This is a genomic window from Ureibacillus acetophenoni, from assembly GCF_900220965.1.
Lineage (GTDB): Bacteria > Bacillota > Bacilli > Bacillales_A > Planococcaceae > Ureibacillus > Ureibacillus acetophenoni.
The window spans coordinates 355,586-371,897 of record NZ_OBQC01000002.1; the positions used below are offsets into that span (position 1 = coordinate 355,586).

Sequence of the window (16,312 nt, forward strand, 5' to 3'; positions counted from 1 at the left end):
CCTCCTATACGTGATTTTTCGGATCAGCTGCATCGGCAAATGCGTTTCCTATTATATAGAAGGAAATTGTAATTACACTTAACACAACACTAGGGAATATAAGCTGATATCGTAAATCTGGAGACATCATTAGTACACGACCTTCGTTAATTAAGTTACCTAATGAAGGTTCACTAATAGGTAAACCTAAACCAATATATGTTAAAAATACTTCTGCACCGATTGCAAATGGAATCGCTAAACTCATACGCAACATAATGATAGAAACTAAGTAAGGTAATAAGTTTTTCAATATGATGCGGTGACTAGGTGTACCTAACGTTCTAGATGCTAAATTATATTCACGGTCCCGTAATATTACTATTTGATTTCGAAGGAAACGCGCCATTTCTACCCAACCGGTTATACACATTGCAATGATAATTGTGGAAATACTTGGTCGTAATATTAAAGACATTAAGATTAAAACAATAGTTGTAGGAATATTCTCGATTACGTTATACGCATGTGATATAGGTGTTTCAAGTCTTCTCGAATAGCCCCAGAGCGCCCCTATGGTAATACCTACAACTACCTCCACGAAGGCAACAACCACACCTATTAATAATGATGTTCGAGTCCCTGCCCAAATACGTGACCATAAATCCTGCCCAATAGAGTTGGTTCCAAACCAAAATTCTTCGCTTGGTGCCAAATTCCGTACTTGATATCCAGTCTCTTCGTCTAAATAAATTTCTGTTGGCGATTTTTGGTAAGGTAAATATGGTTGAATCAATACAAAGAATACAATTCCTATAACCAAAATAAGTAAAAACACCGCAACTTTATTTTTTAAAAAGGACTTCCAAGTTGAGCGCCAATAAGAATAATTTGAGTATCCTGTTTGTTCAGCTTTGCTTTCGTCTGATGATGCAAACTCGAATAATTGTTCACTAGATTTATCTGTAATATTTCTTATTTCTTCTGAATATAAGCCCATTAGCGAACACTCCCCCCTCTTCCTAACTTAATACGAGGATCGACAAGCGCCATCGCTATATCACCTAAAAATAGTCCGATGATTCCTAAAGATGAGAAGATCAATACTAGACCTTGTACGACAGCATTATCTTGTCGTTGTATGGCATCAACGAGTAATCCACCCATTCCCGGAATGGAATATAATGATTCGATATAGATTGAACCGGTAATAGTAAAAAGAATCGTTGCTGGTAAATATTGCGCAAGTGGAATAAACGCATTTCTCATTACATGGCTAAACATTAATGTGCGTTCTTTAACACCTTTAGCGCGAGCTAGTTTTATATAGTCTTTATTTAATTCATCGACCATATAACGACGCATCCACATTGCATATGAAGCAATAGGCCCTAAAGCTAGTGAGATGAGTGGTAATAGCCAACTTATTGGTTTATCGGAATCAAATAAAAGTGGCAATTTAAAGATATCCGTTATATAGACTTGAATTAACAAGAAATATACCATGGAAGGTACCGCAACAATGAAAACAATATAACCTGTCCCTAATCGATCAAGCCATCTTCCTTTCATTTGTGCCATTAATATTCCAAGTGGTACTCCAATTAAAATGGATAAGGCTACAGCTGCTAATCCAAAAGATAAAGAGTACATGATCTTATCAGCAATTATATCTACAACAGGGACATCCGTTCGATATGTAATAGATTTTCCTAAATCTCCGCGTATTAAATCCGTGTAAAAGTTCCCTAACTGAACCAGTATCGGATCTCGTAATCCTAAATTCGTTAAATAAATTTCCTGTTGTTCCGGAGACATTTTATCAGCAGCTGCCCCTAAATAGCCTTCTTCAGGCAATAATCGTAATAGTAAGAAGACGATTGTTATAATGACTAAAAGCGTAACTACTGACTGCAATAACCTTTTTCCGACATACCCTAACATATTGTAACCCCCTTGCTTACCTTAAGTAAGAAGGAAGGAGATGGTAAAAGGCCATCTCCTTCTTCTAGTTTATACACTACGAACCTTAATTCTATTTAATAGATTCGCAGCGTTACTATTTTTTAATTACCTGCTTCAGCTAAAGCTTCTGCACGTTCTTTCTCCCATTGCGCTTGCGCTTCTTTGAATTCATCGTTACTCATTGGCTTCTCTAAAAGTTTTTGACCTTTAAATTTCTCCATCGTTACACCGAATGGTGAGTATTGTGCTTCGAATGGATTTAATTTAGAAGCTAGGTATCCACTACCACCTACAGCATAAGGAACAACGAACGCTTCTTCGATAAGGAAGCTTTCCGCTTCAGCAAATAATGGATAGCGTTCTGCTGGGTCAATTGCTGCTTTAGCAGTTTCAACCAGGCTATCGTACTTACCATTATATCCTTCAGCTAATTCTGGTTTATTGTAAGTTCCACCAGTTGTGAATGGATCTGTGTAAGTTGATGGGTCAGCAAAGTCTGGACCCCAGTTTACTTCCATAAACGCATACTTACCTGGACGACGAACTTCACCTAAGAATCCAGTTGAAGGACCTGCATAAACGATAATATCGATATAATCTTTACCTAATAAGTTTTCCATTTGTTGTTCGATAACTTGTGAACGGTTTGCCCAGTCTGGACTTCCAGAGTTATAAGGCATTAAAACTTTAACAGGGAAAGTCGCTTCACCTGCTAATTCTGCCATTGCTTTTTCCTTGTACTCAACAGCTAATTTAGCATCAAATGAATCTTTATTACTAAATTTAGCTAGTGCATCTAATTGTGTATAATCTACTCCATCAACATCAACGAAGTTTTTCGGAGTAATTGTATTACTTAAAAGTGTTTCTGGGTTATATGGTTCTACAGTCATCATCGCAGATACACGGTCAAGTCCATGGAATAGTGATTTACGGAAGTTTTTGTTGTTAACTACAACTTTCCAGTTTTCAGGTTCATATTCTGCATCAAATTGTGGATCGAAGTTTAATGCATAGAAATATGTGTAGAAACTATTTGAACTTTGGCGTACTAAATCTTTTTTCTCTGAATCATTGAACCAGTCATCTAGAATCGCAGTAGGAATTGCTGCTGCGTCAATTTCTCCACGAACGAATAACTCAGGAGCAACAGTTGCTGCTTCTTTGTTATACTTGTATTCAATTTTGTCAATTAGGACATTGTCTTTATCCCAATATGTTTCGTTTTTCGTTAACACACGACGGTTTTGTGGTTCAAATTCGCTTAAAATATATGATCCGTTATATAAGAAGTTCTCTTTTGTTGTTCCAAAGCTTTCACCTTTTTCGGCTAAAAACTCTCCATATACTGGGAAGAAACATACATAGTTAAGCATAGATAGGAAATAAGGTGTTGGTCCTTCTAATGTGTACTCTAAAGTATGTGCATCAACAGCTTTTACACCTACTTGTGAGAAGTCAGAAATTTCACCTTCATAGAATGCATTACCGTTTTTAACAACAGTTGCAATCCATGCTGTTGAAGACTCATTTTTTGCATCAAGCACGTAATTTAAACCATCAACAAAGTCTTGAGCCGTTACATCTGCTACTTCTTTTCCTTCATGGTCTACCCATTTAACTCCTTCACGAAGTTTGAATGTCCAAACAGAAGCGTCATCATTTGCTTCCCATGATTCTGCTAAACCAGGTTGAACAATCCCGTACTTATCATACTCAATTAAACCATCCACTAAGTTTGCAGCAACCGCAAACTCATTTGTATTAGATGTCTTTAAATAGTTTAATGTAGTAATTTCCCCTGAGTAGACTGTACGGTAGACAGATTCTTCACCTGCACCCTCTTCGTTCCCACTACATGCTGCTAGAATTACAGTTACACATGCTAACAGCAACAATAAATATTTCTTCATAGAAACCCCCCGTTTATTTTTCTTTTTATATTGAAAATCCTATTCCCGGTTCATCAGACATTTTTATCCATTGATTATCAAATGTCGGACCTCCCGTAACTGGATCATTCAAACATAGACTTGGTCCATCTAGATCAACCATCGTAATGTTCTTTTGTGAAGCTGCAAAATGAGCAGCAGCACTTACGCTAATTTTCGTTTCTAACATACATCCAATCATGCATTCAATCCCGTTTGCTTCAGCGATATGGGAAATTTTTTGCGCTTGGTAAATACCGCCAGTTTTCATAAGTTTAATATTGATCAGATCACATGCACGCATTTGAATCAACTTCAGGGCATCCTTTGGTGAAAAGACACTCTCATCAGCCAAAATATTTGTTTGTGTATGCATCGTTACATATTGCAATCCTTCTAAGTCAGCGTAGTAAACTGGTTGTTCTACTAATTCAATATTAGTACCTGCATCTTCTAATGCTCGAATGATACGAACCGCCTGTTTAGCAGACCACCCTTGATTAGCATCAACACGTAAAGTAACATTTGGTCCGACTGCTTTACGTATTTCTACTACTCGTTGTATATCACCCTCAGGATCTTTCCCTACTTTTACTTTCAAAATATGGAAACCACGATTAACTGCAGCTAAGCTATCATTTACCATCTCATTAGTATCGTTAACACTGATAGTAATGTCTGTAATAAGTTCTTTTCGATAACCACCAAGTATTTTGTATAATGGTGCATTATATCTTTTCGCAAATAGATCATAGATTGCTATATCAACTGCTGCTTTAGCACTTGTATTTTTATAAAGACATTTGTCTATACGCTCCATGATTTGTGCGATATCTTCGATTTCCATCCCCAAAATTGCTGGTTTAATATAATGTGTTATGGCATGAATAATGGAGTCTTTTGTTTCACCTGTAATTACAGCAGTTGGAGCGGCTTCTCCAATACCTACTAAGCCATTGTCTGTATAGATATATACGCCAACGTTATTTATTTTATCTACAGTTCGAAGAGCAGTTTTAAATGGTGTTATTAGTGGTGCCTCAACTTCAAAAACCTGTATGTCTGTTATTTTCATTTTGTTTCACCCTATTTTTCTATCAAGTTAAAAACTGTAAGATGCGTAACACATCAAAATAGTTACTCGTTTCATATTCAACAGTATTATGTGGTTTGAATTTCGCACCAGGGTAAAAAGAATTACGAAAAGCACGTGTATGGTCACGATATACAATTTCCACCACAAAATGTTCAGGAAGACTAACTTGAATGGATTCTCTATCCACTTTCATCGCTTCTTCGACTAAACGTTTCGTTTCACTAATTGCAAGTTTTGGACTAACGCTTAACGTTGCCCCACCAATTCCCTCTTTCGTTGCATAAGTCACAATGTTTTCATTTACTGTTTGAATTTCTTCAGTTAGACCTACATCTCCGCTTACAAAAGCAACTGGTACTCCTTTTAGTGCAGCGGCATACGTATTAATTAAAAATTCACTAACATATTCACCATTGATCTTCACATCAGCATTAATAACTAACGTATGTGCTAAAGGATTGCGATGACTACCACCTTTACTGTGATAGCCTATAAAAATAGCACGGTCAAAACTCTCGTCGAGACCAGCGACCATACACATTGGATCACCTGTCCATCCACGAATAATCTTTACATTTTCCGGTAAACTTGAAATATCTATATTTCTTGCTGAGTCATGAGCATCTTTTAATAGAATTTCAGTTGCACCACCCGCTATAGCTCCTTCAATCGCTGCTTCTACTTCTTTTGTCATTTGCTTTTGGAAAGGAACATAATCAGGTGTGTTCTTTTCAGTTTCAATCCATGTAGTTGATCCAGCAACTCCTTCTAAATCTGCGCTAATAAATACTTTCATAAAAACGATACTCCTTTACATCATTGTTTTCGAGTTCTACTAAAACTGGACCGTATAGAACAGTTTCTAATTTCATGCGCCTTGCCCATGAGACATTGCCATAATCGTAATGCCACCATTCCTCTGAATAGTTCTTAAATCCAACCTCATTCATGCAGTTATATAAAATACGTCTGTTTTGAAGAGCGTCCTGATTTTCTAACGGATGATCTTCAAAATATCTTGTAGCAGACTTCTCACTCATTTCATCGAATTCCGTTCCAAGTTCAAGTGGATATCCATTACTGTCACCTAAGGTTAAATCGATTGCTCCACCTGTAATATGAGGGGAGGTGCGTGTAGGCTCAACACTTGGAAATGCAACATATTTCAATGTTTCTTGCAAAACATCTTCGTCTGTAAGTCTCGGATTCCTTTTTTTAATATTTTCAGAAAATATTTTGAATAGTGATTGCTGTACCTGTAAAGGTCGAAATCCATCATACAAAATAAAGCTATATTCTTTTGGTAATAATTCTAGTGCCATTTTTAAACGAAGATATGCCCCTTTTCGTAAATAAATAGCATTTATACTTGAAAGAATTTCTTGCTTATAATAAATAGGCCTTATATATAATCTATTTGGTTCGGCTTGGACTCGAATTAGAGGATCCTTATTTTCTATAATTCTAGGGGACAGTTGTTTGTCATGAACCTCTAACCGCTCAATAGGTTTTTGTAAAATATTTTGTATAATAAACCACCCCAAGCTATATAATATTTCACAAACATTGTCATATAATAGAATTTTTAGACAATTCCGTATTTAAAATAAAATCTATCATACTTTAAAATTTTTTACTAGATATAATTTGTATTTTTTGTAATGAAACATAGTATTTTATAATATTTTTACTTTTTTAACATAAAGTATATATTTCTTATAGGATTTATTTTATTTCACTGAATAAAATAATGATTGCACCTAATATTTACAATAAAAAAAGTTATTCAAGTAAAATACTTACTTGAATAACTCTATACTAATTTTCAAAATTATATGAATGGACTGTATGATTATTTCTACCCGCTGTAGTAACGGCTTGTGACATTGAATTTATAATAGCTTCTTCTGTAGCTTCTGCAGCAGCGGTAAACAATTTGTTCATGATTGGGTGATCTTCACGAAGTTGTGTTCTAATCTCAACAACACTTTGTGAAACATGAGAAATTTTATGAGCAGTTGTAAATCCGATAACTATATCTCCACTTCCGTGTGAAAAATGACTTCCCGTTCTTCCAAGTCCGATACCACAACGTTTAATAACACGTTGTAACTGTCGACTACTTAATGGTGCATCCGTTGCAAGAACAATTATGATAGATCCATCCGTTGGTTTTACCGTTGTTGGTTCTTGCTGTTTAGAAGAATTGTACCGGTCCGCTTGAAACTCATATTTTTCTCCAAAATTACTTAAAACTAAGCATCCAATTGTATAAGAGAGATTCTCATCTTCAACAGATACAATACGGGATGAAGATCCTATTCCACCTTTATATCCAAAACAGACCATACCTTTACCTGCTCCTACCGCTCCCTCTTTTGCAACTTCTTCTGTTGCATTTTGGATAGCTTCAATTGCATGACCGGGAGTAACAGGACAATGACGAATAGAATTTAAATAACTATCATTGCATTCACCAACAACAAGATTAATTGTTCCTGTTGAAATTCCTATTTCCGGATTACGTTCTAGCATATATTCTAATGTACCCTGTGTAACAGCTGGAACGCCAAAAGTATTTGTTAACATAATTGGAGATTCAATGACTCCTAATTCATTTACTTGAACGAGTCCTGTAGTTTTTCCAAATCCGTTAATAACGTAACTTGCAGCAGTAACTTTCTTCTTAAACAAATTGCCACTGTGTGGTAATACTGCGGTTACTCCAGTGCATGCATATGTACCTTCTTCGTCAATTGGAAAGTCTAGCGTTACATGTCCAACTTGTACTCCGTCAACATCTGTAATACAGTTTTTCCTACCTACAGGTAACTTACCGATTGTAACCCCAAGCTCTCTAATTTTCTTCCCCATACAATCGACTCCAATCTATATTTTTAGCAATATTTTAAAGGTATTTCGATTATTTTAATAGGGGTGAATTGGAAAATAGTAGAATAAAAATAAAAAACGCCCAAACTCCTTTTAGTAAAGAGCCTAAGCGTTGAGATACAAATATTTATTTGATATTTACACAATATGATAAATCGCTTCTTGAATCAATGAGTTCTCTAGTCATTTCACATAACTTTCAAACTTTTAAATATTTATATATTATATTTTTAATTTACTGTTGAAATTCCTAAAAATATTAGTTATTTCATACCGAATTATATGTAAAGTTTTGATAGATTTTTACTGATTAAAGTTATCTAAAAGCTATAAAACATATTTGCAAATAGATAAATCTAGTAGATAATTGTAATAGCACAAACAATACATATTTGGAGCATTAATAATATTATGATTTCAAGAAAATGGTTTTGGATTATTATTTCACTTTATCTTATTTTAGGTTTTTATATTTTCTATACAAGTTACCAATCACCTACAGCCGGAATCGAGGTCGAACAAAAAAATGACCAATGTATAGTTGTTGGATTACTTTATCCTGAATTGGAAGAAATTCACAAAATAAATAGAGGGGATACCATCTTAAAGGTTAATGGTAAAGATATCAATGATACTTCTAAATTAAAATATGACAGTATAATAAGCTTTGCAGATAGTGCTACAGTTATGAACTCAAAGGGTGAAGTCCGACAAATAATTTTTAGTCACGATGATTTACCATATCAGTTTTTTAATAATTATATATTGCCGCTTTGTTATTTTCTTGCAGCATTATTTTTAGCCATCTATTTATATAGACAACAAAAGGGAAATCAACAAGCATTAAACTACTTAATTTTATTCATTTTAACTGTTGCCATTGCCTGCGGTAGTATACCTTTGTATATGCGGTTAAATTGGTTTGGTATTATTATTAATAGTACCACTGCAGTACTAAGCCCAATTTTATTACTCTCTTTTTTAAAACACTATTACACATTTTTATCGATTCATTGGCGGATCTTTAACTATGTTCGCTACTTGTATATTATCCCAATTTTCGTACTCGTATTAACAATTGTTGAAGACTTCTACCCTTCAATGTTTTTCATTGATAGTTTAATTATTTTATCACTTTTTTTTATATTAATTATGATCAATATTGCCATCATCATTGCTGGCTATATAAAATATCCAAAATCACAAATTAAAGTGATTTTTTGGTTTATTATATTTCCTATTATTCCTTTTTTAGTTTTATATGTTGTGCCATTATTAATATTACAAAAATATATTATCTCAACATCTATACTCTCAATCTTTTTCTTGTTTATGTCATTTGGATTCACTTTCGCACAAATATCCGAGCGCTTATTTGATGTTGAATATTACATCTCTAGATTAAAATATTATTCACTATTTTCACTCGTCATTACTTTAGGATTAGTGCTGGGTATATACATAATTACTTCATTGCCAATATACGAAATAGTAAGTTTGTCTATATTTATATTCTTATTTATTTTAGTTAGCTTTTATATTAGAGAAAAATTGGACTATATTAATCGAAAGGTTCTATTTACTCCTCAGGGTAACTATATTCACCAATTATATACTTCCATTGATAGCATAGGAAAAACGACCACAAGGGAAGAACTATTTCAAAAATTATCATCTATCCTAGCAAAACAACTCGAGTTTAATGTAGTCTATGTAATTGGTTTTAATATTAGCGAGAGAAAAATTGTTGAGAATAAATTACAAACAGCAAATCGGCTACACGATTCAATCGATATTTCTCTTTTCGAAAATTTACAGCTGATGGAAATAAGTAATATTGGAAGTTGTTACATTGCATGTATACATCAAGATATAGAAATGAAACAGATCTTAATACTTGGAAATGAAAATCATTCATCATTAAAACATGAAGAGTTACTCGCTTTGGAATTGTTAATTTTATATGTTAATAACTTTATTGATAATACTAAATTAGTTGAGGAATTATTAGCGAAATTAAAAACAATGGAACAAAAGGATGATCACCCCTACTGGTTCGAAAAACTTGTATTACTTAAACTTGAAGAGGAAAAAACTCATTTAGCTCAAGATTTACACGATACTGTTTTGCAGGAGCAAATATTCCTCATTCGTGAGATGGATAGCATTCTAAATGAAACGAATGTAGAAACACTTCAAGCAAAAATAACTGATTTCCATCATCAGCTCGTTTCCATTAATCACCAACTAAGAGCATATTGCGAAATTTTAAAACCACCTTTACTGGATACTTTAGGTTTAAATGCTGCGCTAAACAAACTGTTTATGCAAACAAAAAAACGGGCTAATTTTACTTTACTTAAAAAAATAGAGCAAATTGATTTAAAAAATAAATACACGCCATTGTTTATTTATCGTTTAATACAAGAATTACTAACAAATGCAATTAAACACTCTCAAGCCACATATGTAAAAATTCAGTTGTTGCCATATGAAAATGGATTTGAAATAAAGTATATGGATAATGGGGTTGGTTTTGATATAGAAAAGTTGAAGACTTCAAATTCAATGGGTCTAGCTGGTATGAAAGAAAGAGTAAGAACATATAACGGATATTTCGAAATTGATACATATCCTAATGAAGGTTTGCAAATTCAAATACGTGTTGGAGAAGATTAGTTATGATTAAAATTATGATTGTTGATGATCACCATGCAGTCTTAGAAGGTACAAAAAATCTTTTCAATGATGTGGATGACATTATAGTAGACGCTAGTGATAATGTATACGAAATCCATAAAATGATAAATGAAAACCGATCATTTTATGATGTCTACTTAGTAGATATTAACATGCCTGAACAAAATGGAATCGTTTTATGTAGTAAAATACGTACATACCAACCAACTGCAAAAGTCATCCTATATACAGGTGATAATATTGAAGATTATTATTCCTTACTTTTAGATAAGTTAGTTCATGGAGTACTATCAAAAACTGCCACTAAAGAACAGGTAATTCATACAATTCGTGAAACGTTGAAAGATAGTTTAGTAATTCCAGCTAATTTTATAGATTTTGTAAAAAATCATTATAATGATGGCGATAATGAGGATACATTAAAATTAAATGACAGAGAACAACAATTACTACAATATGTATCGATGGGGTATTCAAATAGCGTAATCGCAAAGGAACTTCAGGTTTCACAACGTACAATTGAGCGCAATCTGTCCCAACTGTTTAATTTGTTAAACGTAACCTCTCGTTCAGAAGCTGTGATGGTTGCTAAAGAAAGAAACTTATTTTAGGCAAATTAATAGGCGCTGCTCAGAAATTTTGTGCTAGAGCAGCGCCTTACTCAAATGAGTCTATATCATCATAACATTCAATTTGCTTTTCCAATTGTTACGTGGCCTCCCGTAAGTATGTTTTGTTATTTTCTAAAATCTTAATCATTTGTTGAAGAATTTTTTCTTCTACCACTGGGGTAGCATTAATTTCTTTTCTAATAATTGTATACAAATCTAAAACTGAACCTACGTCGAGTCTATGTTTCTCCGCTAGTTGAAACGCTCGCTCTAACTGACCGGTTATCATCGGCAGTCCTCCTTTTTTTGTAGTTACTTCTATTTTATGATGTTTTGGTGAATATTTCATCTGAAACCACAAAATATTTTAATTTTTTTTATTTTTTTAATAAATTTGTGGAATCGCCCAACCTAAATTGTTACCGGTTGAGCGATTTTCATTAGTATAAACATTTTTTCACTTTCTAATATGACAAACCAAAGTTATATTGGTAAGTATTGCCGTTCTTATCTTTGTACGGGTAATCTGCTCCCTTTCTGAACCCTGGGATATCACCTGGTGTATTGTTCAGAACTTCTTGACTAGCTGGAATCGTTAGTGGAAGTTTTCCAACAGGACTAAATTTTCCACGTAAAATATCCAATAATATTTCCGGTTTAACACCAAAAGTAGCAATGACACTTGCCGCATTTGGTTCAATATCATTAATTAGCCAAGGATTTTTAAAATCGATTGCAGTAATTGTTGGAACTTTCTTTTGAATCTCCTTTACACGTTCGATATTAAAAATACCGGTATCAGGACCAATTGTCAGTGTAATTTTACTTTGTCCAAATAAATCCATATTCGGAAGAACCCAGACCAATGCATGGGTTGCTTCTTCCAAAGTATCAATCACTGTAATGTTTGAATCATGTTTTCTAATAAGGTCTTTTAAATTTTGTGTATTTTGCCCTTCTTCACCACCTGGAAATACTTGAACAAACAATTTTATGTTTTGCAGCTTTTTGTCAGTTAAAGGTAATAACTTTTCATCATTTCTCAAGAGGACAATTGACTTTCGATGGGCATCATCTGCTCTTTGCTGAGACTCTGGATCATTGACAACTTTAAGAGCTTGCTGAGGTTCAACATACGGATTTTCAAACAAACCAAGCATCATCATCTCAGTAACTAAGTAGCGAACAGAACGGTCAACTACTTCTTCACTCACTAATCCTTTATTCACTGCAGTAATAATAGGTGTAGGATCTTGGGCTCCAGAAAATATATTTGTTCCCGCATTTAATGCTTTTGCAAATCGCTCTTCTATAGGTAAATCAAGTGCACCCCATGCCTTATCAATGACTGCACTTGTATCTGAATTTACATACCCTAGAAATCCTAGTTCAGCTCTTAAATAATCGTTAATAAATGGTTTATTTAAAGCAAAACCAACTTCTTCAAATTGTTGTGTTTGAGTAAAAGGTGGTAATCCTTGGTTAGCACTCATATTACTTGGAAAAGCATAGTAAGGCATAATTGAGGTTGTATCGGCTTCAATGGCAGCTCTAAAAGGTGGCATATGGTATCTTAAAAGGCTTCCTTCTGTTGGGTAAATATTATACCTACCTTCTTCAAAGTGTGGGTCTTTACCTTGTTCCCTAGCTCCACCTCCTGGATAATGTCTAACAGTTGTTGTTACACTATTATCGTTTAGCACATCCCCCTGATAACCTTTTACAATTCGGTAAATGATATCAGATACTAATGCTGGATGTTCACCAAAGGTTTCATCAATTCTAGACCATAGTGGATCTGTCGCTACGTCTGCAGAATATCCATACAGTTTACGTATACCTGTTGCACGAAACTCATTCGCTGTTATTTTTGAAAAATCTTCAATAAGTCTTAAATCACGAGTTGCCGCTAAGCCTAATGTATTTGGCCAATATGAAAATTGGCCTGAAGTACCTGGACCAGCCCCTACTAAAGCATCAATTGAAGTAGCATGATTTCTTGGATTAGAAATGATCATCACAGGGATACCTAATCGGGAGCCTTCTGCAGCTTCTTGCAACTGATTATTATAGTCCGCAATGATGTTTGCACTTGGTGTTTCACGGTAAATAAAATAGCGGGTATTTTGATCTAAATGTGCATTTGGTAAAACAAGTTTACCTTCCTCGAATGTAGGAAATTCAGGAATCATTAATAATCCTGCTTTTTCTTTAAGTGTCATTTTGGATATTAGATCTTTTGCTCGATCATCAAATGAAAGTTGCCAGTTTTCATAGGGGTCTAACTGTCCATTTCCATTTAAGTCTTTAAATTTTTTGCCATCAATGGATAATGTCTGTTTCACTTTTGATCCAATAGTTGGTTGTGTATCTCTTTCGGCAGAAATTTGGTGCATTGGAATGAAAGTTGATAATGATAAAACGATTACAATAGAAACCGCAAATATTTTCCTTAGTTTAACCATTGATTCCCTTCCTTTACTTCGCATTCTTCCATTATTCTGCCGATTCTTTCATTATTTATGTATAATGAGGCATTACCAAAAAATAAAAAATAAAAAGCCAACTAACATTATGAGCAGTTAGATGACTAATATAAAAATGGATTAGGAAATTAATCATATATATTTATTTAACTAATAATATCCCGTTCGTTTCGAACTACCGGAAACAGTGATAATACATTATTAATGAGAAAAGTTCTTTGAGCTTTTTTCATAAAACAGTACGCTGTAAATGTATGATCATGAACATGAAGTACCTTTATTCGTCTTTTTGAAATTTCCCCACTTTTTGCAATATAGATCATATCAACCAATTGCTTACGATCCATTTGTTTTATCAACTGCTCTTTCAAATGTTTAGCCCCTTTGAAACGTTATATAGAACAAGTGTTTTCATGAACAATGTATTCTAAACCTGTTATATATAGAACATTCTTTGAGACGGGCTAATTAAAAAGAAATTCTTTTACCTTCTAAGATTTCAATGTTCAACTTTATTAATCTTTTCATATGACATTATTGCGTCTGTCATATCTTTAAAGAATAGATCAAAAACTAAAACATCATTCTCTGTTACTTTTGCTTTCTTTTTGTTAAATGTAAAAAATTGAATTAAGTAAAAATCGTGACCTTCATCTTTAATAAAAATATCAAGGCTACAAAAATAATCTTGTAATTCTTTTATCACTTCTTCGATACGAATTGATTTTATTAGATAAGATACAATTTCCAATATCTTCACCTCGCTTCAAATCAAGCTACATATTTAAGAATTTTAACAATTAGCCACATTATATCAGAATATTCAAATAAATAATTTTTACAAATATGGTAATTTTAATTAAAAATATTATCAATTTGTAAGCCTTTTCATTTGTGTTTATACTACAAATTGTATATATTATTTCATTTAGCTATCAAAAAAAGAAAAGCTCAGTCTTATATCCAAGCTTTTCTACTTATCATTTATTTATTAAAATTCTTTTGCAATTTCAAGTACGATTTCATCAATTACTGGTGCTGCACCTGATTTATTTTGTACTAATACACTGAAAATGTATCTATTTCCACTGTTTGCTTCAATATAGCCACTTAAAGCAGCCACGCCGTTTAAAGAACCTGTTTTCGCGAACACTTTCCCTGCTGTTAATGGATCCTTTAATCGATTTCTTAAAGTTCCTCCAACCATACGCGTGCTATTCGCCGAGACTGGTAAACTAGTTAAAAAGGTATCATACCACTCTTCACTTTGAACTTTGTATAGTAGTTCACTCACAGTTAAACTAGAAACATAGTTTTCATGGGACATTCCAGACCCGTCTTCAAAGAACCAATCATTCATATTCAGGCCAATAGATTGTCCATAATCATTTAGCACTTTAAGACCAGCATTTGTACTACCATGGTGATTCTTTACTTTACCCATAGTCTTAATTAAAATATCAGCAATCCCGTTATTACTTAATTTCATATAAGGGATTAATAATTCTTTAAGAGTCATAGATTCTTTGGTTGAAATAAGTTGTGCACTATTCGGTGTCGCCGCTTGGAATACTTTATCTTTTGTATACTCAATTCCAGCTTCTGCTAGTATTGCTTGGAACATTGTTAGCGTATGTGTAGTAGGATTTTGAACGGTAATCCAATCTCTAAAAGTTCTCCCAATAGGAATATTTCCACTAATTAGAATTTGATTTGTTTGGTAAATTCTCTCAACAGATACTGTCCTATTTTCACCAGAAGGTACAGTTATAGCTTCATTAATAATTTCTAAATCACCAATGTGTGGTGTGATAGTAAATGTAGCTGGTTCACCAACTTGTGCAGGTGCTACATCTACGATTATAGTTCCAGAATCGTAGTCTGGATTCGGTGATGTTGTTAATGCAGTAATTGGTGCAGCATAATACCATGACTCATCATCGGCCCAAATTCCAGGAGTAAGTAAATCACCATCAAACCATTTGTCGTCACCAACAATGCGACCTTCAATAGTATGAATGCCTAGGGATTTTAAATCTTCTGCAAATTGTTTTAAATCCGTATCCATTAACGTTGGATCGCCTTGACCTTGTAAATAGACATCACCTATTAAAACACCATTAGAAATTTTACCGTTAATATAAAGATTTGTTGCAAAACGATAATCTTCTCCCAGAACATCTAATGCAGCAGCTGTTGTTAATAACTTCATATTCGATGCAGGTTTAATAGTAGTATCTCCATTTAATTCATATAGTACCTCACTAGTGTCACTATCTCTGATGGTAATACTTACATCAGCGCCAATTAATTTCTCATCAACAATTGATTGAATTTTCTTTTCAAATGTAGACGCTAGAATTTCCTCAGCGCTTGCCAAACTACTAAAACCAAAAAGACTTAATACTAACATCCATGCTACTGCCATAATTGAAAATTTTCTCTTCATAGAATCATCCTCTTTTTTCAGAATTTTCCTTTAATAAAAGAAGAGATTCTAACTTAATAACAAAATACCTCTTATCCTTTTAAAAATGAGCTTTATGAAGTATATTTATAGAATTCCACTAAGTATTTAAAACTAGATTTCTAGTTTGAACACCGTTTTTATTTACTATGTAAATAATACATTTGGAGTGTATCTAGAAATGT

At 33.5% G+C, this 16,312-nt stretch carries 14 protein-coding genes; 2 read left to right on the forward strand and 12 right to left on the reverse strand.

All coding sequences use genetic code 11. From position 1 onward, the window contains the following. Positions 1-4 precede the first annotated feature (4 nt). From CRO45_RS04505 to CRO45_RS04535, 7 genes are all read right to left on the reverse strand, one after another. Entirely contained in the window at positions 5-979 is a 975-nt protein-coding gene (locus tag CRO45_RS04505) for an ABC transporter permease (protein WP_097148441.1), read from the reverse strand. Beyond that, the gene (locus tag CRO45_RS04510) at positions 979-1,923 is read right to left on the reverse strand and encodes an ABC transporter permease (RefSeq protein ID WP_097148442.1); all 945 of its coding nucleotides are present in this window, start codon (positions 1,921-1,923) and stop codon (positions 979-981) included. The genes CRO45_RS04505 and CRO45_RS04510 overlap by 1 nt, the downstream gene beginning before the upstream one ends. Positions 1,924-2,045: 122 nt before the next feature. Then, a complete protein-coding gene (locus tag CRO45_RS04515) occupies positions 2,046-3,857 on the reverse strand; it encodes a peptide ABC transporter substrate-binding protein (RefSeq protein WP_097148443.1) in 1,812 nt (603 codons plus the stop codon). A gap of 25 nt (positions 3,858-3,882) precedes the next feature. Then, positions 3,883-4,950 carry a dipeptide epimerase gene (locus tag CRO45_RS04520; protein WP_097148444.1) on the reverse strand — a complete coding sequence of 356 codons (1,068 nt, stop codon included), beginning with the start codon at positions 4,948-4,950 and terminating at the stop codon, positions 3,883-3,885. A gap of 22 nt (positions 4,951-4,972) precedes the next feature. Beyond that, positions 4,973-5,767, reverse strand: a complete 795-nt coding sequence (locus CRO45_RS04525; RefSeq protein ID WP_097148445.1) for a M55 family metallopeptidase — start codon at positions 5,765-5,767, stop codon at positions 4,973-4,975. Continuing rightward, entirely contained in the window at positions 5,751-6,515 is a 765-nt protein-coding gene (locus CRO45_RS04530) for a M15 family metallopeptidase (RefSeq protein ID WP_235864519.1), read from the reverse strand. The genes CRO45_RS04525 and CRO45_RS04530 overlap by 17 nt, the downstream gene beginning before the upstream one ends. Positions 6,516-6,789: 274 nt before the next feature. Further along, a complete protein-coding gene (locus CRO45_RS04535; RefSeq protein WP_097148446.1) occupies positions 6,790-7,845 on the reverse strand; it encodes a DmpA family aminopeptidase in 1,056 nt (351 codons plus the stop codon). Positions 7,846-8,274: 429 nt separating this feature from the next. Between CRO45_RS04535 and CRO45_RS04540 the strand changes: the two genes are divergently transcribed. Next, entirely contained in the window at positions 8,275-10,542 is a 2,268-nt protein-coding gene (locus CRO45_RS04540; RefSeq protein WP_097148447.1) for a sensor histidine kinase, read from the forward strand. A gap of 2 nt (positions 10,543-10,544) precedes the next feature. Continuing rightward, complete coding sequence (locus CRO45_RS04545; RefSeq protein ID WP_097148448.1) at positions 10,545-11,174, forward strand: response regulator transcription factor; 630 nt, start codon at positions 10,545-10,547, stop codon at positions 11,172-11,174. Positions 11,175-11,271: 97 nt separating this feature from the next. Here the strand turns inward: CRO45_RS04545 and CRO45_RS04550 are convergent, their stop codons facing one another. The 5 genes from CRO45_RS04550 to dacB all read right to left on the reverse strand — a co-directional run bounded on the left by CRO45_RS04550 (position 11,272) and on the right by dacB (position 16,109). Then, positions 11,272-11,463, reverse strand: coding sequence for an ABC transporter permease (locus tag CRO45_RS04550; RefSeq protein ID WP_097148449.1), 192 nt, complete (start codon positions 11,461-11,463; stop codon positions 11,272-11,274). A gap of 175 nt (positions 11,464-11,638) precedes the next feature. After that, positions 11,639-13,639: a glycoside hydrolase family 3 protein gene (locus CRO45_RS04555; protein ID WP_170949404.1), complete on the reverse strand. Its 2,001-nt coding sequence runs from the start codon at positions 13,637-13,639 to the stop codon at positions 11,639-11,641. Between the two features lie 167 nt (positions 13,640-13,806). Beyond that, positions 13,807-14,031, reverse strand: coding sequence for a transcriptional regulator (locus CRO45_RS04560; protein ID WP_097148451.1), 225 nt, complete (start codon positions 14,029-14,031; stop codon positions 13,807-13,809). Between the two features lie 128 nt (positions 14,032-14,159). Further along, on the reverse strand, positions 14,160-14,411 hold the full coding sequence (locus tag CRO45_RS04565; RefSeq protein ID WP_097148452.1) for a hypothetical protein: 252 nt from the start codon (positions 14,409-14,411) through the stop codon (positions 14,160-14,162). Positions 14,412-14,651: 240 nt separating this feature from the next. Further along, positions 14,652-16,109, reverse strand: coding sequence for a D-alanyl-D-alanine carboxypeptidase/D-alanyl-D-alanine endopeptidase (gene dacB, locus CRO45_RS04570; protein WP_097148453.1), 1,458 nt, complete (start codon positions 16,107-16,109; stop codon positions 14,652-14,654). Positions 16,110-16,312: the final 203 nt, after the last annotated feature.

Coding starts and splice junctions, on each gene's coding strand:
- CRO45_RS04505 (WP_097148441.1), bottom strand. CDS start 979: ATGGGCTTATATTCAGAAGAAATAAGAAATATTACAGATAAATCTAGT.
- CRO45_RS04510 (WP_097148442.1), bottom strand. CDS start 1,923: ATGTTAGGGTATGTCGGAAAAAGGTTATTGCAGTCAGTAGTTACGCTT.
- CRO45_RS04515 (WP_097148443.1), bottom strand. CDS start 3,857: ATGAAGAAATATTTATTGTTGCTGTTAGCATGTGTAACTGTAATTCTA.
- CRO45_RS04520 (WP_097148444.1), bottom strand. CDS start 4,950: ATGAAAATAACAGACATACAGGTTTTTGAAGTTGAGGCACCACTAATA.
- CRO45_RS04525 (WP_097148445.1), bottom strand. CDS start 5,767: ATGAAAGTATTTATTAGCGCAGATTTAGAAGGAGTTGCTGGATCAACT.
- CRO45_RS04535 (WP_097148446.1), bottom strand. CDS start 7,845: ATGGGGAAGAAAATTAGAGAGCTTGGGGTTACAATCGGTAAGTTACCT.
- CRO45_RS04540 (WP_097148447.1), top strand. CDS start 8,275: ATGATTTCAAGAAAATGGTTTTGGATTATTATTTCACTTTATCTTATT.
- CRO45_RS04545 (WP_097148448.1), top strand. CDS start 10,545: ATGATTAAAATTATGATTGTTGATGATCACCATGCAGTCTTAGAAGGT.
- CRO45_RS04550 (WP_097148449.1), bottom strand. CDS start 11,463: ATGATAACCGGTCAGTTAGAGCGAGCGTTTCAACTAGCGGAGAAACAT.
- CRO45_RS04555 (WP_170949404.1), bottom strand. CDS start 13,639: ATGGTTAAACTAAGGAAAATATTTGCGGTTTCTATTGTAATCGTTTTA.
- dacB (WP_097148453.1), bottom strand. CDS start 16,109: ATGAAGAGAAAATTTTCAATTATGGCAGTAGCATGGATGTTAGTATTA.